The following is a 21753-nucleotide window of genomic DNA, read 5'->3' on the forward strand; positions in this document are numbered from 1 at the left end:
AAATTATGGGCGATATTCTGATTACGGATGATGAGCGCGACATTCGCGAACTCATTTCGGAAATTCTGATCGACGAAGGCTACACCACGCGGCTGGCCGGAACCTCGGACGAATGTATGGCCCAGATTGCAGCCGAGCAGCCCGCTCTGATGATCCTCGATATCTGGCTGAAAGACAGCAATATGGACGGGATTGATATTCTCAAGACCGTCAAGCGCGACCATCCGGAGATACCGATCGTTATTATTTCGGGCCACGGCAATATTGAGATCGCGGTCGCGGCAATTAAACAGGGCGCCTATGACTTTATCGAAAAGCCCTTCAACATTGACCAGTTGTTGGTGGTGATCCGCCGCGCGATGGAAACCTCGCGCCTGCGCCGCGAAAACGTGCAACTGCGGCGCGGCGAAAGCCAGAGTGCTGAGATGCTGGGCGACAGCGCGGCCTTCCGGACACTCAAATCGCAACTGGACAAGGTGACAAAATCCAACGGCCGTGTGATGCTGACAGGGCCTGCGGGGGCGGGCAAGGAAATCGCGGCGCGCTATATCCACGCCAATTCCAACCGTGCCTCGGCACCCTTTGTGGTGGTGAACTCGGCTTCGATCGAACCCGAGCGCATGGAGGAAGTCTTGTTCGGCCGTGAAGACGCAGGGCGCGGCATCGAGCATGGTTTGCTGGAAGAAGCCAATGGCGGTGTCGTTTATTTCGATGAAATTGCGGATATGCCCTTGGGAACGCAATCGAAGATCCTGCGCGTATTGGTCGAGCAGCGCTTTCAGCGCGTGGGCGGCAACGACAAGGTTCAGGTGGATTTGCGGGTGATTTCCAGCACCAACCGCGACCTTTCCGCAGCCATCGCTGCGGGCATGTTCCGCGAAGAACTCTATCACCGTTTGAATGTTGTGCCGATTGCTGTGCCGTCATTGGAGGAACGCCGCGAGGATATTCCGCTTCTGGCCGAGCATTTCATTGAGAGCTGCAACAAGCTGCAAGGCCTGCCACTTCGCAAATTGGCAGAGGACGCACGCGCGCTCTTGCAAACCATGCTCTGGCCGGGGAACGTGCGGCAGTTGAAGAACGTGGTTGAACGCGTTCTTATTCTTGGGGAAAACACGGGCGATATCACCGCCAAAGAGCTGCCGAACAGTGAAGATGGCGGCGGTGAGGAAGGCCGGATCGTGCTGGCTGGTGGTCTTGCGACGCTGCCCTTGCGCGAGGCCCGCGAGCTTTTTGAACGCGAGTACCTGCTGACCCAGATCAACCGGTTCGGTGGCAATATCAGCCGTACAGCGGCATTTGTGGGCATGGAACGTTCGGCCTTGCACCGGAAGCTGAAATCGCTAGGCGTTGTGACAACGAACAAGGCGGGTGGCCGCGTGGCTTATATTGAAGGCGAGGACGAATGAAAGTCATCATCTGCGGTGCAGGTCAGGTTGGCTGGCAAATTGCCCGTCATTTGTCCGGCGAAAACAACGATGTCACAGTCGTGGACAGCAACCCCGAACTGGTGCGTCGTGCGACAGATACGTTGGACGTGCAGGGCATCGCGGGCTTTGCAAGCTACCCTGACGTGCTGGACCGCGCGGGTGCCGCAGATGCCGATATGGTCATTGCGGCGACCCATTCCGATGAGGTGAATATGGTCACCTGTCAGGTGGCCCATTCGGTGTTTTCGGTGCAGCGCAAAATCGCCCGCCTGCGCGCCCAGAACTATCTCGATCCGGCCTATGCCGATCTTTACCGGCGCAATCACCTGCCCATCGACGTGGTCATTTCGCCCGAGCGCGAGGTCGCAGAGGCGGCCTTGCAGCGCTTGGCGGCACCCGCGGCCTTTGACACCGAAAGCTTTCTGGAAGGGCGCGCGCAACTGCTCGGGATCATGATTGATGACGATTGCCCTGTCATCAACACACCCCTGCGCCAGCTGACCGATCTTTTCTCCACGCTCCGCGCCGTCGTGGTGGGCATCCGGCGCGAAGGAACGCTTTTTGTGCCATCCCCCGGTGACCAGATTTTTCCCGATGATGAATGCTATATCTTCACCGACACCGAAGATATGACGCGGACGCTGGAAATTTTCGGTAAAACCCAGTCAAAACAGGAACGTATCGTCATCATTGGTGGCGGCAATGTCGGGCTTGGTGTGGCGCAAGCGCTCGAAGCGCGCACCGAACGTGTGCGTGTCAAAGTGATCGAGAAGAACCGCGAGAATGCCGAACGTGCGGCGGATGCGCTGGACCGGACGATCGTTTTGCATGGCGACGGGCTGGACAGCGGTTTGCTCGAAGAGGCGAATATTTCTTCGGCTGACGCCGTGCTGGCTGTAACGGATGATGACAAGACAAACCTGCTTGCCGCTGTCCGCGCCAAAGAGATGGGCTGTAAAATGTCGATCTCTTTGGTGAACGATCCGACCTTGGTGCCGCTGATGGGCCCATTGGATATTGATGCCTACATCAACCCCCGTGCGGTGACTGTGAGTTCGATCCTGCGTCACATCCGCCACGGGCGCGTGCGCGGTGTCTACTCGATCGGGGATGCCGAGGCGGAAGTGATCGAGGCGCAAGTGCTGGGAACATCACCGATTGCGGGCCAGAAGGTGAAGGATATCGACTTTCCCGAAGGCACATTGATCGGCGCGGTCATGCAGCAAGGCAAAATCGTGCGCCCGACCGGCGAGACGCGCATCGAAGAGGGCAACGTGATTGCGATTTTCGCGATGTCCGATGACGTGCCCGAAGTTGAACGCCTCTTGCAGGTCTCGATAGACTTCTTCTGATGGCTTCGATTGTCCGGCTTCCATTTTTCGTGATCCTGATGGGTCTGGGTGCGGCGTCGATGATCGTTCCAGCAGCGCATGGCGCGGTCATGGAAGACTTCGACACGATGCGCGTATTCTTTTACGGATTTATCCTGTTTTCGATCATCACGCTGATGATCGGTCTGGCCACCGCGGGCTATGCGCCCCGCAGTGTGGCCCGTAGCCAGCTGGTCGGCCTTTTCGCGGCCTTTTCGGCCCTGCCGATCATGTTTGCGATTCCCTTCTACGTTGCCGTCGGCAACACGACATTTCTGGACGCATGGTTTGAAATGGTGTCGAGCTTCACCACAACTGGTGCCACGGTTTATGACACTGCAGGGCGGTTGACCCCGTCGCAGCATCTCTGGCGCGGTCTGGTGGGCTGGATGGGTGGTCTGCTCGTCTGGGTGACCGCGGTGTCGATTTTCGCACCCATGAACCTTGGCGGGTTCGAGGTGCGTGCAACGGGCAACGCGGGCAGGGGCACCAGTGGCGGATTTACGCAGATTGCGCAGATTGCAGACCCGTCTGAACGGCTTGTGCGCTATACGCTGACGCTGACGCCGATTTATATCGGCCTGACAGCGATACTCTGGGTTGGGCTCGTAATTGCGGGGGAATTTCCCTACATCGCACTGATTCACGCCATGTCGACGCTCTCGACCTCGGGTATTTCGCCTATCGGGGGGCTCTATTTTGCCGCCTCGCGGTTCTGGGGCGAGCTGTTGATCTTCTGTTTCTTCATCTTCGCCCTGTCCCGTCTGACGTTTAGCCGTGGCCTGATCGGCGAGCGGGAGCGCGGGTTGCGGCGCGATCCCGAGTTCTTGACAGCACTGGTCCTGATCGGCACGGTCACGACGCTTTTGTTCATGCGCCATTTCATTGGTGCCGCCGAACGCGCAGACCCTGCCGGTTTGCAGGAAGTGGCATCAGCGCTTTGGGGCGGGTTGTTCACAGTGACCTCTTTCTTGACGACAACCGGATTTGAATCGCATTTCTGGGGCGGCGCAACGGACTGGTCAGGCCTGAACACACCGGGGTTGTTCCTGATCGGTCTTGCCCTGATCGGGGGCGGTGTGGCGACAACGGCAGGCGGGGTCAAACTCTTGCGGATTTACGCGCTTTACCGTCATGGCGAACGGGAACAGGAGCGCCTTTTGCATCCGTCCTCTATTGGTGGCGGTGGCAAGGATGCGCGGCGTATCCGCAAACAGGGCGCCTATATCTCATGGGTATTCTTCATGCTGTTTGCGATCAGCATTGCTGCGGTGATGCTGGCTCTGTCGCTGACAGGGGTACAGTTTGAAACGTCAATGGTGCTGGCGGTCTCGGCACTGTCGACAACAGGGCCATTGGCCTCGGTTGCTGCAGAAACGCCGATTGCCTACTCGGGAATTCCCGATGCCGCCAAGGTCATTCTGGCCTTTGCCATGGTCCTGGGACGCTTGGAAACGCTGGCGATCATCGCGCTCTTCAATCCTGAAATCTGGCAGCGCTAAGCGCTTCTTTTAATGTGTAAATAGGGGGTGGAAACTCCAGATCAGGCGCGACATACTGAGCCTGACTACACTGGGGGGCCGGTCCGCGGCCGCAAGAAAAAGAAAAAAGGGTTTGGCGATGGCTGCCGACAAAGCAAATCTGCAAGACGCATTCCTTAATCATGTGCGCAAAACAAAAGTACCCGTCACGATTTTCCTCGTGAACGGTGTGAAACTCCAAGGCGTGATCACTTGGTTCGACAGCTTTTGCGTCCTTCTGCGTCGTGACGGACAATCGCAGCTTGTTTACAAAAGCGCGATTTCCACCATCATGCCGGCGCAACCGATCAGCCTTTATGAAGGTGAAGAGTAACTTTGCTCGAACATGATCGCCCCGTGACACGGGCTTGGGTACTGCATCCCGAACTAAAGAACGACCAGAACCGCCGCGCGGCTGAGCCCGCTTTGGCGGAAGGTTTGGCTTTGGCCGCTGCCTTGCCGGATCTGGATGTGATTGGCGGCACCATCGTTCGCCTGCCGAAAATCCAGCCCGGTAAACTCTTTGGCAAAGGCAAGATCGCAGAGTTGAAACAGGTGTTTCACGACGCCGAAATCGAGCTTGTCCTGATCGACGGCCCCGTGACCCCTGTGCAGCAGCGCAATCTGGAAAAGGAATGGGGCGTCAAACTGCTTGATCGCACCGGACTTATTCTGGAAATCTTCAGCGACCGCGCGCGCACCTCCGAGGGCGTGTTGCAGGTGGAAATGGCCGCACTGTCTTACCAGCGCACGCGTCTGGTGCGGGCATGGACCCACCTTGAGCGGCAACGCGGTGGATTGGGCTTTGTCGGCGGCCCGGGTGAAACACAGATCGAGGCCGACCGGCGCGCCATTGACGAACAGCTCAACCGCCTGCGCAAGCAACTGGCGAAAGTGGTAAAAACCCGCGAACTTCACCGCGCGTCCCGCGCCAAGGTGCCGTTCCCGATTGTGGCCTTAGTAGGCTATACAAACGCGGGCAAATCCACGCTTTTCAATCGTCTGACAGGGGCCGAAGTCTTTGCCAAGGACATGCTCTTCGCAACACTAGACCCCACGATGCGGAAGATCGTGCTCCCGACAGGTGACGAAATCATCATGTCCGACACCGTGGGTTTCATCTCTGATCTGCCGACCGAACTGGTCGCGGCCTTCCGTGCCACGCTGGAAGAGGTGCTTGACGCGGACCTGATCGTGCACGTCCGCGACATCAGCCACGAACAGACCGAAGAGCAGGCACAGGACGTGCGCGCCATTCTGCAAAGCCTTGGCGTGGCCGAAGAGGCCCCGATCATCGAGGTCTGGAACAAGGTCGACCTGCTGGAAGGTGACGCGCGCGATGCGGTGCTGACACAGGCGGCGCGCATGGACGATCTTTATGCGATTTCTGCGATCACCGGTGACGGGCTGGACAGGCTCCTGGCTGCGATTCCCGACAAGCTCAAAGACCCCCGGAGCGAGGAAAAGCTGACGCTGACCTTCTCAGAAGGGCGCAAACGCGCATGGCTCTTTGATGCAGGGATCGTGACGAAAGAGGTGCAGACCGAGACGGGTTACGACCTGACGGTGTTCTGGACAGCTTTGCAGAAAGAACGGTTTGTGCGGTTGTAGGGGAACGGCAGCTTTGCGGACAAAGCGGACCTCCGTTTGATAGCAACCAATGTCCAAAGACTGACAGCCTGGTACTCGGCAACAAGCGATGCGATGCACCAAGTTCAGAATTGAAGGCCGAGAAAAATTACGGCTAAGGGCACTGGCGACACAGCAAGAATGACCGTCAAAAAGGTTGAAAGTGGCGTAAATATCCCGGTCAAACCTGCAATAATCATGATGCCACCACCCCCGCCGATGATGGAGTTCCCGGGCGTATTCAGGGCGAGCGCCATGGCAACATAGCGATACTGCAAAGCGAGACGAAGAGCGCGTTCCGACTGCCCTTCAAGAAGCATGTCGACCCGCTCATCTTTGGACAATGGTGCTGCGCGCGCGACCAGCGACGCTGCCTGCTGCATCCGCAAGACTAGCAAGACCTGTTCCAACGTGCTGATTGGCAAGAACCGTCCGACTGTGAAGGCCAGCATCATCGCGGCAACCGTGCAGACGTAAATCAGCGGTGCAATCGCCGCGCCGAAACCAGCTAGCAACGCAATCCCAATTTCTGCCCCCGGCACGAAAGGCATTGCAAGCAACCCAACATAAGCCACTGCGCCGGTCATTATCGCCTGATGAACCTGCTGTTCATTATCAGGCCGGATTTGCAGGTCTAAGGCGTCGCGGATCATGTGCACGCCCCAAGTGGCCAACAGTATGAAACCGATCAGGATACTGAATTTCATCATGAGCGCGGGCAAGGTCGTATTCTGTTGCCTCATCCGTGGGGCTTCAACCGGACACCGCCTCGGACGAAATCGTAGTACCTGTCGCCCGGATTTGGATTTGGTTCGTCCAGTACCAACGCCTAGTCGTCCAGGTTAAGTCAATTTGCACGTCATCATCAGTGACCCTTCCATGCCAAACGACAGTGTGCGGGGCACTTGGGCAAATCGCTGTGGCAGTAAAATGGGTGATGCCATCGATTTCCATGGTTTGGTAATCGGACCAGCCAAAACTGCAGGAATTCTCGCAATCTGTCGATAGGAACGTGCCATCACGAAAGATAATGTCATCTTCTAACTCTGCGCCACTGGAAACGTCTTCCCCGTAGATTCGGAACGTAATCCCATCCAAATCGCCAGTCGCAACCCAATTGCCTTCCGGCAGAACCAGATCAGGTATATCCTCGTTCATTACCGAGAGGGTTGCAGCGCCTGTGCCAACGGTAGCAACAGCAATTGCAGCGACCTGTAGAATCTGAGGCATGACCGGCTCCGTCCGTAGTTAATCGGATTTTTGATAATATGACGAGTATGGATCAATTGGCGTATCAAACAAGACAATTCAAAGGCTGGGGACCAGTATCGCAAAAATGTGGTAGCATTCATTGATCGCAAAGTTGCAATCCGGGATACGGGACGGGCTCACGGCAGACTTTCGCTGCAACTCTGCACGATCCTACTCCACCGGCCGCAACACCGTCACCCCAACCGCAGCCGCCCGCGCCAGATCGGGATCAAGCGACATGGGGATGTATTCGCCGCGCCGCCACAGCTCGCCCAGATTATCGTAGTGCCGTGACAGCGGGTGGCCGGATTGCCCCGTGGAGTTGATGAACACTGAACTGTCGGGATCGGCGAAATCATAGACGCCGCGATAGCCTGCCGCGTGGACGTTGTGAAACGGATGCGGGTCCATGCCCGATGTCTTGGCCCGTTGCAGGGTGTGATCGCCGCCGCTGGTGGACTGGCGAATATTCACGATCCATTCAAGGATCGGCGTGTTGCCCAGTACGGGGTGGTCGTGGGTCGCCACATGGGCGTCACCCCAGCGCACGGCTTCGATCGCCTCGCCATAATTCTCGGTGATCCAGACCAGCGCATCATCCAGCGATTGCCGTGCAATATCGGTGCAGGTTTCCACCGGCGCGGACTGGATCACATCGCACCACACACTGGCACCATCGATATCGCGGAACACGCGTTCGATGAACACCGGCTCGACATGGGTAAATTCTTCCGCCAATGGCCCCAATTCGTCGCGGATCAGGCGTTGCTGGAATGCGCGGGTCCAAGCCGCATAGATCAGCGGTTCCGGCAGGTGTTCGTTCATTTCGCCGTTCCACGCCGACAAAAGGTCCAGCGCAATCTGGCGGCGGCGTTCGGGGGTGCCTTCGGCGGCGGCATCGCCGGTGAACCACAGATCCGCACCCATCAGCGTCGACAGCGTCCGCGCGGCAAAACTGACAGTATCAAGCTGGGTTTCAATAAAACTGTCGCGGGTATGCACCTCGCGCGCCTGCATCAGACGCCGCCAGCGGTTGATCCGTTGGGTGTCGCCCCATGTGTGCGCGACGTGGAACGGAAAGGGCCGGTCCACTGTCTTGTTATTGGTATTCCCCAAAATTCCGCCCGGCGGGTCAAGGAATTCGGGGTTATCGCCATAGGGAAACCGCCCTTGCCAGCGGTTTTCAGGCAGATAGCCAAAGGCGGGCAGGCGGCCCTGGCTTTGATGCGCTGCATCACGGGCGGGGATGGCGCCGATCGTTTTCATGGCGATCCTGTTACGATCCGCCAGTGTCAGGTTCATAGCGGGCGCGATGAAATCCGCACCGGCGGTGATGGCCTCTTCCACGGTGCGCGCATGGTTGATGGCAAAGGCGGCAGACATAGAGGTGTCGCGGTCCGACAGCGCGGTCCACGAAATCGCCGTCACATGCCCCGGCGGGGTGATGGTGCCAAGATCATACTGGCCCCGCGGCATCACAGGGCCATTCGCCGTCCAGCGCAGGCGGAGCGTGACGGCGGGTGCGTCCTTGATGTTGATGATACTATCGCGGGTCCGAAACGGCGCCCAGCCTGTCGGGGTGCGGTATTCTTCGGAGTTTTCGGGGTTGACCTCTTCGACCATCACGTCCTGATCATCGACATAGGCGCTTGTCAGGCCCCACCCGAGCGCATCGCTCCGCCCGCTCAGGACAAGTGGCATGCCGGGAATGGTGCCGCCGATGATGCCACCCGTTTCAAGCTCGAGTCGTGCCAGATACCAGATGGATGGCGCGGTCAGGCCCAGATGCGGATCGTTGGCCAGCAGTGTCGAGCCTGTGGCCGAGCGTGATGCGCTGGCCGCCCATGCATTGGAGGCCCCTGACAGCGGTGCGGGTTTCAGCGGCGAGAGAGGATCGTAGGCCAGCCGCATGTTGGGCGTGTAAGACGGTACACCGGGGATCAGGCTTGCGTATTCGGGCAGGGCCGCAGTGGCGCTGGTGGGATCGTCGGGCAGGATATCGCGCAGGCGGTCGTTTTCGAGCAAGAGCGAGGTGCGGGCGCGCAGGACTTCATCTTCGAGGTTCGACGTCAGGTCCAGCGCCATCAGTTTCAAGATCGCAATGGAATCGGCAGGCTGCCAAGGTGCAATCGCATGATTGAAGAGCCACATTTCGGGTGCGCCACGCCCCAGCGCCCCTTTGTTCACCTCGGCCAGCCACGCATTCACGCCGCGCGCATAGGCCACCAAAGCAGCATTGGTTTCTGCGGTCTGCACATTCACCGATGCCACGGCCGTCGTATAGAGATCAAAGCGCCGCAACACCTCATCAATGCCTAGTGTGCGTTCACCGAACAGCTCGGACAACCGCCCTTGGGCTGTGCGCCGCAGCATTGTCATCTGCCATAGACGGTCCTGCGCGTGGGCGTACCCAAGCGCGAAATAGACGTCACTGTCGGTTTCGCCGAAAATATGCGGGACATTGGCGTTATCGCGGACGATTTCGACAGGTGCCGCGATCCCCGCGACCTCGCGGTTGGCGTTGTATTCGGGCAGCGAGCGTGACGCGAAATAATAAACGAGCGCGATTGCAGCGACGCCTAGAATGATCAGGGCAGTGGCAAGCCGGATGAGCCAGCGAAAAACGAACGCCATTAGGTCCTCGGGGTGTTGTGTCTGCCCCGTTGTAGCAGGGCAGACAGCAAGGACAAGTTAGCGTTCGGGGATCAGCCCGCGCGGGCTGAACCGCAGCACCAGAAGTAGCACCAGACCCATGGTCAGCAAACGCATGTGCGCGGCGGATTCGATCATCCGCTCTTTGAGCGTGCTGCCGTCTTCAAGTCCGCTGCTGAGGATATTCATCAGCCCCAGACCGAGCGGTTCCACCTGCACCCAGAGCCACCAGATGAGCATGCCGCCCAGCACCGCACCAAAGTTGTTACCGGACCCGCCAACAATCACCATGACCCAGACAAGGAAGGTAAAGCGGAGCGGCTGATAGGTGCCCGGTGTCAGCTGACCATCCAGCGTGGTCATCATCGCACCCGCAATTCCGCAAATCGCAGAGCCGAGGATAAAGATCTGCAAATGCCGCTTGGTCACGTCCTTGCCCATCGCCTCGGCGGCGGTCTCGTTGTCACGGATCGCGCGCATCATGCGGCCCCATGGGCTTTTGAGTGCCTTCTGCGCCAGCCAGAGCAGGATCAGCAGAACGATGGTAAAGAGCACGGCATAGGCCATTTTCGTGTAAAGCGTCGACGCCAGTACCGGATCGAGCCCCACGCTTGCGGCGCGTTCCACAAACACAGGGTCCTGTTGCAGGTCAATTTCAAACGGTACTGGACGATCAAGGCCGATGACGTTTTTCACACCCCGTGCGAGCCAGTCTTCGTTCTTCATCACCGCGATGATGATTTCGGCGATGCCAAGCGTCGCAATCGCAAGGTAATCAGACCGCAGGCCAAGGGCCGTTTTGCCGATAATCCAAGCCGCACCGGCGGCCAGCAGGCCACCCACAGGCCAAGACAACAGGATGGGAAGGTTCAGACCGCCAAGGTTGCCGGTCGAGGCGGGGTTCACAGCCTCGATCGCTTCTTTCGCGGGATCGAACACAGCACGGTAGAGAAAGAAGCCACCGACCAGGATCACGAGCGTGACAATGGTTTTCGTGCGCCCCTCAAGCCGCTTTTGCGCCATGACAGCGGCAACCACGGTCAGGGCACCCAAGGCAAGACCGGCAAAAATCCGCAGACCGCCGGCCTGCCATGCCTCGGGCACAGGCTCGGTCGAGACCAGCACAGCGGCAAGACCGCCAAGCGCCACAAAACCCATGACACCGATGTTGAACAGCCCCGCAAAGCCCCATTGCAGGTTCACACCCAGAGCCATGATGGCCGAAATCAGACCCATATTCAGGATCAGTAGGGCAGAGTTCCAACCCTGGATCAGGCCGGTCCCGATCAACAGGACGGCGACAAGGCCGAAGAGGGCGGTATCTTTGACTGTAGTGCTCATACGGATTGTCCCTTGAAGAGGCCCGTCGGTTTGAACAGCAGCACGATAATCAGGATCGCGAAGCTGACGGCGAATTTGTAATCGGTGGACAGAAGCTGCACCAACCCGTCAGGTTCCAGGCTTTCGGGCAACAGATAGGTCAGGACCTTTTTCCACGCATAGGTGATGGTGACCTCGCTAAAGGCAATCACGAAACCACCGGCGATCGCCCCCAGCGGATTGCCCAGACCACCCACAATCGCTGCGGCAAAGATCGGCAGCAGAAGTTGGAAATAGGTGAAGGCTTTGAAAGACTTGTCCAGCCCGTAGAGCACACCGGCGGTGGTGGCGAGGGCCGCAACGATCATCCAAGTGACCTTGACCACCCAATCGGGGTTGATGCCCGACAGAAGGGCCAGATCTTCGTTATCCGAAAAAGCGCGCATGGATTTGCCGGTGCGTGTCTTGTTCAGGAACCAGAACAACAGCGCCATGACGATAAAGGCGACAACGACTGTGATCGCCTGGGTCGTTTTGATCGCCAGACCTTCCTGAAGGCCGGTCATGTCGCGGAATTCACGGGCGGTGATAATGAACCGCTCGCCATCGGCAAAGTTGATGTCGCGCACGCCGATGATGAAACGCACAATGCCGTTCATCACGAACATCACACCCATCGACACGATCACCAAAATCACGGGCGAGGCCTTTTGATCGCGGTAGAATTTGTACACACCGCGATCAATCCCCAGCAAAAGCAGGATTGTGGCACCGATGCCAACGGGCAGGGCGAGAAGGGCGGTTGGCAGCGGGCCAAAAGTGATGCCCAGCCCTGTCAGGGCAGTCGTCACAAGAATGGTAATGGCGGTGCCAAAGGCCATCGTGTCACCATGGGCAAAATTCGAGAACCGCAGAATGCCGTAAATCAGCGTGACACCCAGTGCACCGATAGCAAGCTGCGCGCCGTAGGCAAGGCCCGGCACAAAAACGAAGTTCGCGAATGCGACAATCGCGTTCAGAAAATCCATGAGAAACGATCCTCGGTATTCAGAATAAAGGTCATTGCAGCACCTCGCATGTGCCCGTCATCGGCGTGACGTTGCGTGTATCGGAGTAGACGGCGCTACCATCAGGCTGCATCACAAGCAGGACCTCGGCACCGTCATCCTGTGTGGTCCAGAAACCGCGGGTATCGCCAATGATGAACGGCTCTGCGGAAAACGCCGCGTCACCCATCTGCACGGTCGTAATCTGGCGGCGGGGCGGGTCGGATGCATCCTGTGCGGGCGCAAACTGTGACGCATCAATCGCAAAAGCGACGGCCACACCGGAAAAGTCGCACGTAACAGTATCCGCACAGGCAGGCCCGGCAATCGTGGCGCAAAGAACGGCTGCCATTTTCATCCACCCAGGAAACTGCGCCGGACCTGTTCGTCCGCGAGCAGTTCTTTGCCAGTGCCGGTGTGGGCATTGCGGCCCTGTACCAGAACATAGGCTTTATCCGCGATTTCAAGCGCTTGTCGGGCGTTCTGTTCCACCATCAGAATAGGGATACCCGTCCGTGCGACCTCGATGATCCGGTCAAAAAGCTCATCCATCACGATGGGCGACACACCTGCGGTCGGCTCATCCAGCATCAGCACCTTGGGCTGTGTCATCAGCGCGCGGCCCACGGCAACCTGCTGGCGTTGACCGCCTGACAACTCACCAGCGGCCTGATTGCGCTTTTCCTTGAGGATCGGGAACAGGTCATAGACCTGCGCCATCGTATCGCGGAAATCGTCACGCCGGATGAAGGCGCCCATCTCAAGGTTCTCTTCCACAGTCATGGACGTAAAGATGTTCGAGGTCTGCGGGACAAAGCCCATGCCCTTCACAACACGCTGTTGCGGGGACAGATGGGTGATATCCTCGCCATCAAGGCGCACGGCACCTTGATTGACATTCAACATACCGAACACCGCTTTCATCGCAGTGGACTTGCCGGCACCATTCGGGCCGACAATCACGGCAATTTCGCCTTTTTCGGCGGCAATCGTGCAGGAATGCAGGATATCGGGGCCTTTTCCGTAGCCCCCTGTCATCGCATCACCGATCAGAAACGGTTCACCCGGATTGGACTGGCTGTTGCGTGCGGCGTTCTTGCCCGGCGTCATTGTGCCGCCATTGGGATTGGCGATCGACCGGTCCTTGTTGCCACGGGCGTTCTGGTAGGGATTATCGCTCACGGGGTGATGTACTCTTCAAGGAAGGGCGCATAGGTCAAAAGCGTGTCGCGCATCAGCGCCTGCTCGGTCCCATCCGCATGGTTGACATAGATGTAATAGAAGGTCGCAGCAGAGCCCAGAATGGCCCCCAGAAGAACGGTCAGTAGGAATTTCATGTCGCACTTACCTTGTCTTTGTTTTTCAACCCGGTGCCGAGATAGGCCTCGATCACCTGCTCATTGGCCTTGATTTCTTCCAAGGTCCCTTCGGCCAGGACGTGGCCTTCCGCCATACAGATCACTGGATCGCAAAGGCGACCGATGAAATCCATGTCGTGTTCAATGACGACGAATGTGTAGTTGCGTTCCTGGTTCAGGCGGATGATGGCATCGCCGATTGTGTTCAGCAGGGTGCGGTTCACACCTGCACCGACCTCATCGAGAAAGACGATCTTGGCGTCGACCATCATGGTGCGGCCCAGTTCAAGCAGCTTTTTCTGGCCGCCAGAGAGGTTACCGGCTTTTTCTTCTTTCAGGTGATCGATTGTCAGAAACTCGATGACTTCATCGGCCTTGGCTTGCAAAGCGCGCTCTTCATTGGCGATCCGCTTGCGGCCAAACCACGTGTTCCAGAGTTTTTCGCCCGATTGATCGCCCGGAACCATCATCAGGTTTTCGCGGACGGTCATCGAGGAAAACTCATGCGCAATCTGGAAGGTGCGCAGCAAGCCCTTGTGGAAAAGCTCATGTGGCGGCAGACCTGTGATGTCCTCGCCATTCATGGTGATGCGGCCCGAAGTTGGTTTAAGAACGCCCGCGATCACATTGAAAAGCGTTGTTTTTCCCGCACCATTGGGGCCAATCAGCCCTGTGATCGTACCTTTTTCGATTGTCAGTGTTGCGCCATCAACGGCACGGAAGCCCCCGAAGGTCTTGACCACATCTTCAACAACAATCATCGCACATCCCCTTGCGCACGGGTTTTTCCGTGTCTTGTTTTGCAAAACGGCGCGGGGGGGTAAGCCCCGCGCCGTTTCTGTGTCAAATCAACCGATTAACGGTAGTTGATTGTCGAGTATACGCCGTCAGCAAATTCGATTTCCTGATAGGAACCGGCGGATTCACCGGGGCCGATCAGTTCAACTGCGGATGCACCAACATAGTCGATGTCTTCGCCAGCAGCGATCAGCTCCAGACCACGGGCCAGTTCGCCGGGCAGGATTTCGATGCCGGGTGCGTTGGCCACATCAAAGATGTGATCTTTGTAGTCAGCCGGATCTTTCGAACCAGCCGCCTGCATCGCCAGCATGATCAGTGCCGCAGCATCGTATGATTCAGGGGCAAATGCGCCTGTCCCGTCAAAGCCTGCTTCTGCGGCCAGTTCGACAAAGATGCCTGCGCCCGCGTTATCGGTGCCGGGGTAGGCGCCGAAAGACCCGTTCAGTTCCGCACCGAAGTTGTCGTTCAGAACCGCACCAACCATGCCGTCTGGCAGGTAGAACGTGTCAAACGCGCCGCTGTCGAGGGAGGAGCGGATGATACCGGAACCACCTTGGTCAACATAGCCTGCAACAACCAGCACCTCACCACCGGCGGATGCCAGCGCGCCCACTTCGGCCGAGTAGTCGGCTTTGCCGTCTTCATGCGCGGCAGAGATGGTGACTGTGCCGCCGGCTTCTTCAAAAGCGGCCTGGAACGCATCGGCAAGACCTTTGCCATAGTCGTTGTTTGTGTATGTCAGGGCCACTTCGCTGACACCACGATCCTGGAGGATCTCGGTGATGATCACACCCTGGCGCGCGTCGGATGGTGCTGTGCGGAAGAACAGACCGTCATCTTCGGCTGTCGACAGGCCAGGCGATGTTGCTGATGGCGAAATCATCACAACGCCGTTCGGGCGTGCAACGTTTTGCAGGATGGCGCCGGTCACGCCGGAACAGTCTGCACCCATGATTGCGTCAACCGCGTCGGATGTGACCAGACGCTCGGCCGCGGCAGTCGCGGCACCGGCGTCGATACATGTGCTGTCACCACGTACGGATGTGACGGTCGCACCACCCAGCAATGTGCCGGCTGCGGTGACTTCGGCCATCGCCATTTCGGCACCAGCACCCATCGCGGGTGTGATCGATTCAAGCGGGCCGGTGAAGCCAAGGATCACGCCGATCTTTACTTCTTCAGCGTGACCAGCGGCATAAGCACCACCAGCAATCATGGCGACAGCAGATGTCGCCAGCATAAGTTTTTTCATTACTATTCTCCCAAGTTGGACTTTTTTATCCTGAGTTAATTTATCAGCCGCTTTCCAAAAGGAAAGCCGGAACAACAGGATATTGTCCCTATCAATAGGTATTTGGAAGTCAAATTCACTGTTTCGGCGCAGGATGAGGCGTTTCTTGGCCCTCACTGCATTAATGGCTTTCCAGCGTCATCTCGACCGCGTCCCAGTTTTGCGCCAAAAGGTCTTCTTCGCTGATCCAGTACTGCACGACACCACGGTCGCCCCACATCCAGTTCACAAGCTGGTCCGAGTGCAGTTGAAGCAGCAAGTGATGGTGTGTGTGCATTGACGCAGCCGAACCGATCTTGAAACCAAGCCCGAACATCTGGTGCCAACGGCCGATGTTGGCGATCCGGTAGCGCGTGTCGATATCGTCGCGCACCTCGAAAGGCAGCGTGGCATAAACCTCGGGCGGTGCATTTGCTGCGGCCACAAGGGTTGCTGTTGCTGCCTCCTGAACGCTGATCAATTCACCTTGGGTGAATTGATAAAACGGCTTGAAGCGTCCCGGCTCTGCGCCATTGTCGCGCACTTGGCCGAAATAGATTTCCAACTGTGCGGCATCCTCGGGGCTCATCCTGTCCCACGGTTCATGTGACACGGCCCAGATGCTGACCTCATCAACAAAGGCCGAAAAAGCATCCTGATCGCGCCGGATGGTATCGACAGCGGCCTGATAGCTCGGCCCGTATTGCTGGACCCGTTTTTTGGCCTTCTGCAACGTATCCTGGATATCATCGCGCGCCAGACGCACCGACATTGTAAAACGGTAGGCCGTGTCCCAGAACCAGGGCCGCGCGAAATCTCGCAGGGTGGTACGGTAGTTCTGCGGTGAAAGCTCTCCGGCGGCCTGAAATGGCAACAGATCGCCCATGAGTTCGTGGGCGTCATCATCCCTGTTCTGGTTTGTCATCGGCAAAAGCACGAATTCGACAGGCCAGCGGGGGAAGGTATCAGGGGCTGTTTCGCGCGCATGGCCTTTGACGTAATAGCCCCAGTCCGGCCCGTGATAGATCGGCACCAGATCCGCGGGCGGTTCGGTGGCGGTATTTCCGATCGTTGGCGAATAGATCACCTTGCCCTGACGCGGCCCGTCCGTTGCCGTATTCATAAAGAAAGACAGCGCGCCCTTTTGTGGCATACCGGTCGGCAAGAGCGGATCGGGGACTGTATCGAGGTCGATTTGTCCCAGATGATGCATCGCACGTCCGAATTCATCCCGTGGCCAAGGCGTATCCCCCAAGGTCGGCAGCCCCCCCAGCCAACTGGTCCCGCCGTAATCCACATCAAGATCGGCGCGTTGCATGCGCACCAATGCGATGCCGGGCGTGCGCTTGAAGGTCTTGCCGCGCAGATCACGGCGGTCAATGTCAGCGGCAATCCGTTCTATTTCGTCGGGGGTCAGTTCAGGCAGGGCGTTCTTCTGGATGATCTCATGGACATGGGCGCGGAAAGCATCACCGGTTTTATGCCCCGCCAGACGCGCGAAAACGATGTAGAGCTCATCATCCTTCAGGTCTTCGTTTTCTTCAACGGTGACCGTCGGGGCAGGGCGCGGCGGAGGGTTCGGGCGCCGCTGCAGCGGGGCACTATTGTCTTTTGGAACTTGGCGGGTCAGGGGCGCTGCCGGTACTTTGACAGCTGGTTTGCGCCGGAACACCCCAAAGGCATAAGCCGCGGCCAAGACAACCGACAAGAGGCTGAGTGCGGTTGAACGCAAATAGGCATCATTCTGGAGATGCGCATAAATCGTCAGGCCAAGCGTGGCGTTCCCAAGGATAAGCAGCAGTATCTTGAGAAGCTTCAGGACCATCGCATCGGATCAACCGGGCAGCCGCGATGCATGACTTCCCCGTTCACGGTAGGGCGTGGTGTCGTAATGCGACCTGTAGCATTTGGAAAAATGCGAAGGCGACGCAAACCCGCAGGCCAGCGCCACATTGATGACCGTCATATCGGTCTGCATCAACAGGTTACGCGCCTTTTGCAGGCGCAGTTCCATGTAATACCGCTTCGGGCTGCGCGCGAGGTAGCGTCGGAACAGGCGCTCAAGCTGGCGGGTGGACATGCCGACATCTCTGGCAAGGATCGCCGGACTGATCGGGTCTTCAATGTTTTGTTCCATCATCTGTATCACGCGGCTGAGTTTCGGGTGCCGCACGCCGATGCGCGTCGGGATCGACAGGCGCTGTGTGTCCTGATCGGTCCGGATCGCGGAATAAATCTGCAGGTCCGCCACCGCATTGGCCAGTTCCTCACCATGATCATCGGCGATCAGTTTGATCATCAAATCAATCGAGGCCGTGCCACCTGCGGTCGTAATCCGGTTGCCATCGACCACAAATATCGACTTGGTGAGTTGCACTTCTTCGAACTCTTCGGCGAAGCTGTCCTGATTTTCCCAATGGATCGTGGCCTTCTTGCCGTCAAGCAACCCCGCCTTGGCCAGCGAGTAACCCGCCGTGCAAAGCCCTGCGACCGTCACACCGCGCCGCGCCTCGCGGCGTAACCAGTTCAGCAGCCGCTTGGTGGTCGCCTTCTGCACGTCAATGCCACCGCAGAGCATGATCGTATCGTCCCGCTCAAGCTCGTCCAGCCCGTGGTTGACGCGAAAGACGCAGCCGTTGGAACAGCTGATCTCGTTGCCGTCCTCACTGACAATGATCCACGAATAAAGCTCTTTTCCCGCGGTTCTGTTCGCAATGCGCAGGCTTTCGATTGCCGCCGCAAAGCTGAGCATGGTAAAATCGGCCATCAGCGCGAAGACAAACCGGCGCGGTTTGCCAATATGGTCAACATCGACGATCTGAGGGTCGGTGAGCATCGTTTTCTTTCTGGGTCGTGTATTCAGGTGCAGACATCAACAGGTTTGGCGCCGGTGGACAAGGGAAAAGTCGTCTCGGGAAGGCCGGTTCACCTGGTGCATTTTGCCATTGGCCTGCTGGTATGCACGCGCTATACGCTTCGGGCTGATAACGCTAACCGACCCTATATGGAGCAAGACGATGACTGACTGGCAAAAATCTGACTGGCGCAAAAAGCCCCGGGTCCAGATGCCTGAGTATACCGACGAAACCGCGCTGAACGCTGTTGAACGTCGTCTTGCAAGCTATCCACCACTGGTTTTTGCAGGCGAGGCCCGCAATCTGCGCAACGAACTAGCCGCGGTCAGCCGTGGCGAGGCGTTTTTGCTGCAAGGCGGTGATTGCGCCGAAAGCTTTGCGGAATTCGGCGCGGATAGTATCCGCGACACCTTCAAGGTGATGCTGCAAATGGCGATGGTCCTGACCTATGGCGCGAAAGTGCCTGTGGTGAAGGTGGGCCGTATGGCGGGCCAGATGGCCAAGCCACGCTCTGCGCCGACCGAAATAGTCGATGGCGTCGAATTGCCAAGCTACCGTGGTGACATCATCAACGGGTTCGATTTCACACCCGAAAGCCGCATTCCTGATCCGGAGCGTATGTTGCAGGCCTATTTGCAGGCAGCGGCCACGCTGAACCTGCTGCGCGCCTTCTCGACCGGTGGTTTTGCCAACGTGCATGAAGTTCACAAGTGGACACTTGGTTTTACCGACAGCAATGAAGTGAAGAAATACAGCGATATGGCGTCCCGTATCAGCGACACGCTCGACTTCATGGAAGCTGCCGGTCTGACGACCGAAACGAACCACGAATTGCAGACGGTGGATTTCTACACCAGCCACGAAGCGCTGTTGCTGGAATATGAAGAGGCCTTGTGCCGTCTCGATTCCACCTCAGGTAAATGGCTTGCAGGTTCGGGTCACATGATTTGGATCGGTGACCGGACGCGTCAGCCTGACGGGGCCCATGTGGAATTCTGCAAGGGCGTACTGAACCCGATCGGCCTTAAGTGCGGCCCGTCTATGACGACCGGACACCTCAAGGCGCTGATGGCTGCATTGAACCCCAAGAACGAGGCGGGCCGTTTGACCCTGATCGCACGCTTCGGCGCAGGGTCGGTGGGTGAACACCTGCCACGCCTGATCAAGGCCGTCGAGGAAGAAGGTGCAAACGTCGTTTGGACCTGTGACGCGATGCACGGCAACACGATCAAATCCTCCAGCGGCTATAAGACACGGCCATTCGAGAGCGTGCTGCGCGAAGTGAAGGAATTCTTCGCGATCCACAACGCCGAAGGCACTGTCCCCGGCGGTGTGCATTTCGAGATGACCGGCAAGGACGTGACCGAATGCACCGGCGGTGTCCGCGCTGTCACAGACGAAGATCTGTCCAGCCGCTACCACACCGCCTGTGATCCGCGCCTGAACGCATCCCAGTCGCTCGAACTGGCGTTCCTTGTGGCCGAAGAACTGTCTTCGCGCCGCACGGCAATGGCACAGGCAAAAGCGGGCTAATTAGCCGTTATTGACGACAAGTCTGAGGGCCGGACGTATCGCGTCCGGCCTTTCGCTTGGTGGCTTTGGAAACATCGGTGTGGGCGCAAGCCGCAAACCAATGTGGTCATGCCGGATGCGCGCCGCTTTATTGATGGTGAAGCGCCGTGGGCGACTCCCATTGTCCGGCTCAGTGACCAAAGCGCCGAGCATACGTGTGGTGTTGTCATCGCTGTCGCGCAAAGGCAGCAACAGGACCGTTCCATGTAGCGCTGGCCGCAAAATGGTGGCGGGTGAGATCAGTGGAATGCTGACGATGGCAGGCGAACTAAAGGCGGATTCCAGCAAGGACTGCACTTGATCCTGCGCCTCCGGCAAAAAAATCGTGCTGAACGGCATGCCGCGCGCATCCATTTTCAACAGATGATGGAGCCTTTGGCCAGCAACCCGGAACCGTGCAATACCGGGGGCCACGCGCTGAAGGATGAAGGCATGGGGTAGGGCATTGTCGATCTGACTTGGTGCTACATCGTTGCGCGCCGGAAGCCGTTGGGCGTGCCGCAAGGTTTGCCAGTACTGCTCGAGGTTCTTCAATATCGGATCACGCTGCCCGCACATATCGCGGCGACGACGTTCCGTCATTTCGTCGGAAATATCTTTACTCATAGTTACTCTTTCTTCTCCAAACACCGGAGCACTCGTTCACAAAGCTTTTCTATCAAAGTTCTGGGCTCAAATCATTTAAGAAAGTGTAAAGTGGTTAATGCCTCTCTGGCAATGCACCCCTTGCTCCGCCTTGCCGATTGGCATTAGGTGCAGGCAAACAATGACAGGTCGGTGCATCGCATGACACAATCCATGACAGCTTTCGCAAGCCGGACAGGCGCATTGGGTGCGGCCTCTTGGGCGTGGGAAATGCGCGGGGTGAACGCGCGGGGGCTGGACATACGGTTGCGGATGCCCGACGGGATCGAGGGGTTGGAACCTGCACTGCGTGCCGCATTGGGCAAGGCGCTGTCCCGTGGCAATGTCACCGTAAACCTGCGTTTGCAGCGCGACGATGTCGCAGGCGCGCTGGCCGTGGATGAAGCCTATCTTGATGAGGTGCTCAAGGCGCTGGACTTGGTGCAGGAACGTGCTTTTGCCATGGGTGTCACGCTGGGCCAGCCGACGGCGGCGGATGTGCTGACACAGCGCGGCGTGTTGATGCCTGCAAAGGCCGATGATGATGCAGCAGCCCTGGCGGCCGCATTGATCGCGGATGTGGCACCGCTCGTTGCGGATTTCGTTGACATGCGAGCCCGCGAAGGTAGCGCGCTCGCGGCGGTGATCCGTGACCAACTGGACCAGATTGCGGCATTGACCGATGCCGCGGCCGTGGCCGCCGAGGCCCGTGCGCCGCAGGTAAAGGCCAATCTGACTGCGGCATTGCGCCGTGTGCTTGAAGACGTGGCCGAGGTTGAACCGGGGCGCGTCGCACAAGAATTGGCCTTGCTGGCCGTGAAATCGGATGTGACCGAAGAAATCGACCGCCTGAAAGCGCATGTTGCAGCGGCGCGGGCGCTGCTGGATGAACGCAAACCTGCCGGCCGGAAGCTTGATTTTCTGGCGCAGGAATTCAACCGTGAAGCCAACACACTTTGCGCCAAAGCGCAGGCGGCACCGCTGACGGCAATCGGCCTTGATCTAAAGGCAGTGATCGACCAGATGCGCGAGCAGATACAGAATGTGGAGTAAGA

Annotated in this window: 20 protein-coding genes; 7 read left to right on the forward strand and 13 right to left on the reverse strand. The window is 58.1% G+C overall.

What is annotated here, in order from left to right; translation table 11 throughout:
• Window positions 1–5 precede the first annotated feature (5 nt).
• From ntrX to hflX, 5 genes are all read left to right on the forward strand, one after another.
• A complete protein-coding gene (gene ntrX, locus C7964_RS05790; protein ID WP_110278738.1) occupies window positions 6–1409 on the forward strand; it encodes a nitrogen assimilation response regulator NtrX in 1404 nt (467 codons plus the stop codon).
• A complete protein-coding gene (gene trkA, locus C7964_RS05795; RefSeq protein ID WP_110278739.1) occupies window positions 1406–2782 on the forward strand; it encodes a Trk system potassium transporter TrkA in 1377 nt (458 codons plus the stop codon). Before ntrX ends, trkA begins: the two co-directional genes overlap by 4 nt.
• A complete protein-coding gene (locus C7964_RS05800) occupies window positions 2782–4302 on the forward strand; it encodes a TrkH family potassium uptake protein (protein ID WP_110278740.1) in 1521 nt (506 codons plus the stop codon). Before trkA ends, C7964_RS05800 begins: the two co-directional genes overlap by 1 nt.
• A 118-nt stretch (window positions 4303–4420) precedes the next feature.
• A complete protein-coding gene (gene hfq, locus C7964_RS05805) occupies window positions 4421–4654 on the forward strand; it encodes an RNA chaperone Hfq (RefSeq protein ID WP_007204924.1) in 234 nt (77 codons plus the stop codon).
• A 2-nt stretch (window positions 4655–4656) separates the two neighbouring features.
• A complete protein-coding gene (hflX, locus tag C7964_RS05810) occupies window positions 4657–5931 on the forward strand; it encodes a GTPase HflX (RefSeq protein ID WP_110278741.1) in 1275 nt (424 codons plus the stop codon).
• 104 nt (window positions 5932–6035) lie between these two features.
• On the opposite strand, the gene C7964_RS05815 is transcribed toward hflX, so the two are convergent.
• The 12 genes from C7964_RS05815 to C7964_RS05865 all read right to left on the reverse strand — a co-directional run bounded on the left by C7964_RS05815 (window position 6036) and on the right by C7964_RS05865 (window position 18483).
• Window positions 6036–6671 carry a hypothetical protein gene (locus C7964_RS05815; RefSeq protein ID WP_286163795.1) on the reverse strand — a complete coding sequence of 212 codons (636 nt, stop codon included), beginning with the start codon at window positions 6669–6671 and terminating at the stop codon, window positions 6036–6038.
• 31 nt (window positions 6672–6702) lie between these two features.
• Window positions 6703–7179: a hypothetical protein gene (locus C7964_RS05820; protein ID WP_110278743.1), complete on the reverse strand. Its 477-nt coding sequence runs from the start codon at window positions 7177–7179 to the stop codon at window positions 6703–6705.
• 192 nt (window positions 7180–7371) lie between these two features.
• Window positions 7372–9834 (reverse strand): penicillin acylase family protein, encoded by a 2463-nt coding sequence (locus C7964_RS05825; RefSeq protein WP_110278744.1) that lies wholly within the window; start codon window positions 9832–9834, stop codon window positions 7372–7374.
• A gap of 57 nt (window positions 9835–9891) precedes the next feature.
• Window positions 9892–11193, reverse strand: coding sequence for a branched-chain amino acid ABC transporter permease (locus C7964_RS05830; protein ID WP_110278745.1), 1302 nt, complete (start codon window positions 11191–11193; stop codon window positions 9892–9894).
• Window positions 11190–12200, reverse strand: a complete 1011-nt coding sequence (locus C7964_RS05835) for a branched-chain amino acid ABC transporter permease (protein ID WP_110278746.1) — start codon at window positions 12198–12200, stop codon at window positions 11190–11192. The genes C7964_RS05830 and C7964_RS05835 overlap by 4 nt, the downstream gene beginning before the upstream one ends.
• A 31-nt stretch (window positions 12201–12231) precedes the next feature.
• Window positions 12232–12570 (reverse strand): hypothetical protein, encoded by a 339-nt coding sequence (locus tag C7964_RS05840; protein WP_110278747.1) that lies wholly within the window; start codon window positions 12568–12570, stop codon window positions 12232–12234.
• Window positions 12571–12572: 2 nt separating this feature from the next.
• Entirely contained in the window at window positions 12573–13328 is a 756-nt protein-coding gene (locus C7964_RS05845) for a branched-chain amino acid ABC transporter ATP-binding protein (protein ID WP_110279430.1), read from the reverse strand.
• Between the two features lie 68 nt (window positions 13329–13396).
• Window positions 13397–13555 (reverse strand): hypothetical protein, encoded by a 159-nt coding sequence (locus C7964_RS19900; protein ID WP_172796222.1) that lies wholly within the window; start codon window positions 13553–13555, stop codon window positions 13397–13399.
• Window positions 13552–14337, reverse strand: coding sequence for an ABC transporter ATP-binding protein (locus C7964_RS05850; RefSeq protein ID WP_110278748.1), 786 nt, complete (start codon window positions 14335–14337; stop codon window positions 13552–13554). The genes C7964_RS19900 and C7964_RS05850 overlap by 4 nt, the downstream gene beginning before the upstream one ends.
• A gap of 95 nt (window positions 14338–14432) precedes the next feature.
• Window positions 14433–15629 carry an ABC transporter substrate-binding protein gene (locus tag C7964_RS05855; protein WP_110278749.1) on the reverse strand — a complete coding sequence of 399 codons (1197 nt, stop codon included), beginning with the start codon at window positions 15627–15629 and terminating at the stop codon, window positions 14433–14435.
• A gap of 160 nt (window positions 15630–15789) precedes the next feature.
• Window positions 15790–17472 (reverse strand): DUF1963 domain-containing protein, encoded by a 1683-nt coding sequence (locus tag C7964_RS05860; RefSeq protein ID WP_110278750.1) that lies wholly within the window; start codon window positions 17470–17472, stop codon window positions 15790–15792.
• Between the two features lie 9 nt (window positions 17473–17481).
• Window positions 17482–18483, reverse strand: coding sequence for a GlxA family transcriptional regulator (locus C7964_RS05865; RefSeq protein WP_110278751.1), 1002 nt, complete (start codon window positions 18481–18483; stop codon window positions 17482–17484).
• Window positions 18484–18664: 181 nt separating this feature from the next.
• On the opposite strand from C7964_RS05865, the gene C7964_RS05870 reads away from it, so the two are divergent.
• Window positions 18665–20035 (forward strand): class II 3-deoxy-7-phosphoheptulonate synthase, encoded by a 1371-nt coding sequence (locus tag C7964_RS05870; protein ID WP_110278752.1) that lies wholly within the window; start codon window positions 18665–18667, stop codon window positions 20033–20035.
• Here the strand turns inward: C7964_RS05870 and C7964_RS05875 are convergent, their stop codons facing one another.
• A complete protein-coding gene (locus tag C7964_RS05875) occupies window positions 20036–20704 on the reverse strand; it encodes a PAS domain-containing protein (RefSeq protein WP_286163797.1) in 669 nt (222 codons plus the stop codon).
• 156 nt (window positions 20705–20860) lie between these two features.
• Here C7964_RS05875 and C7964_RS05880 point away from each other — a divergent pair, with 156 nt between their 5' ends.
• Complete coding sequence (locus tag C7964_RS05880; protein ID WP_110278754.1) at window positions 20861–21751, forward strand: YicC/YloC family endoribonuclease; 891 nt, start codon at window positions 20861–20863, stop codon at window positions 21749–21751.
• The last annotated feature ends 2 nt before the right edge of the window (window positions 21752–21753 follow it).

This window comes from Loktanella sp. PT4BL (assembly GCF_003201935.1).
Lineage (GTDB): Bacteria > Pseudomonadota > Alphaproteobacteria > Rhodobacterales > Rhodobacteraceae > Yoonia.

Bases quoted from the DNA above. Each gene is read 5' to 3' on its own strand.
- hfq (WP_007204924.1), top strand. From the start codon at position 4,421: ATGGCTGCCGACAAAGCAAATCTGCAAGACGCATTCCTTAATCATGTG.
- C7964_RS05825 (WP_110278744.1), bottom strand. From the start codon at position 9,834: ATGGCGTTCGTTTTTCGCTGGCTCATCCGGCTTGCCACTGCCCTGATC.
- C7964_RS05865 (WP_110278751.1), bottom strand. From the start codon at position 18,483: ATGCTCACCGACCCTCAGATCGTCGATGTTGACCATATTGGCAAACCG.
- C7964_RS05850 (WP_110278748.1), bottom strand. From the start codon at position 14,337: ATGATTGTTGTTGAAGATGTGGTCAAGACCTTCGGGGGCTTCCGTGCC.
- C7964_RS05830 (WP_110278745.1), bottom strand. From the start codon at position 11,193: ATGAGCACTACAGTCAAAGATACCGCCCTCTTCGGCCTTGTCGCCGTC.
- C7964_RS05835 (WP_110278746.1), bottom strand. From the start codon at position 12,200: ATGGATTTTCTGAACGCGATTGTCGCATTCGCGAACTTCGTTTTTGTG.
- C7964_RS05870 (WP_110278752.1), top strand. From the start codon at position 18,665: ATGACTGACTGGCAAAAATCTGACTGGCGCAAAAAGCCCCGGGTCCAG.
- C7964_RS05860 (WP_110278750.1), bottom strand. From the start codon at position 17,472: ATGGTCCTGAAGCTTCTCAAGATACTGCTGCTTATCCTTGGGAACGCC.
- C7964_RS05800 (WP_110278740.1), top strand. From the start codon at position 2,782: ATGGCTTCGATTGTCCGGCTTCCATTTTTCGTGATCCTGATGGGTCTG.
- C7964_RS05820 (WP_110278743.1), bottom strand. From the start codon at position 7,179: ATGCCTCAGATTCTACAGGTCGCTGCAATTGCTGTTGCTACCGTTGGC.
- ntrX (WP_110278738.1), top strand. From the start codon at position 6: ATGGGCGATATTCTGATTACGGATGATGAGCGCGACATTCGCGAACTC.
- C7964_RS19900 (WP_172796222.1), bottom strand. From the start codon at position 13,555: ATGAAATTCCTACTGACCGTTCTTCTGGGGGCCATTCTGGGCTCTGCT.
- C7964_RS05845 (WP_110279430.1), bottom strand. From the start codon at position 13,328: ATGACGCCGGGCAAGAACGCCGCACGCAACAGCCAGTCCAATCCGGGT.
- C7964_RS05855 (WP_110278749.1), bottom strand. From the start codon at position 15,629: ATGAAAAAACTTATGCTGGCGACATCTGCTGTCGCCATGATTGCTGGT.
- C7964_RS05840 (WP_110278747.1), bottom strand. From the start codon at position 12,570: ATGGCAGCCGTTCTTTGCGCCACGATTGCCGGGCCTGCCTGTGCGGAT.
- C7964_RS05880 (WP_110278754.1), top strand. From the start codon at position 20,861: ATGACACAATCCATGACAGCTTTCGCAAGCCGGACAGGCGCATTGGGT.
- trkA (WP_110278739.1), top strand. From the start codon at position 1,406: ATGAAAGTCATCATCTGCGGTGCAGGTCAGGTTGGCTGGCAAATTGCC.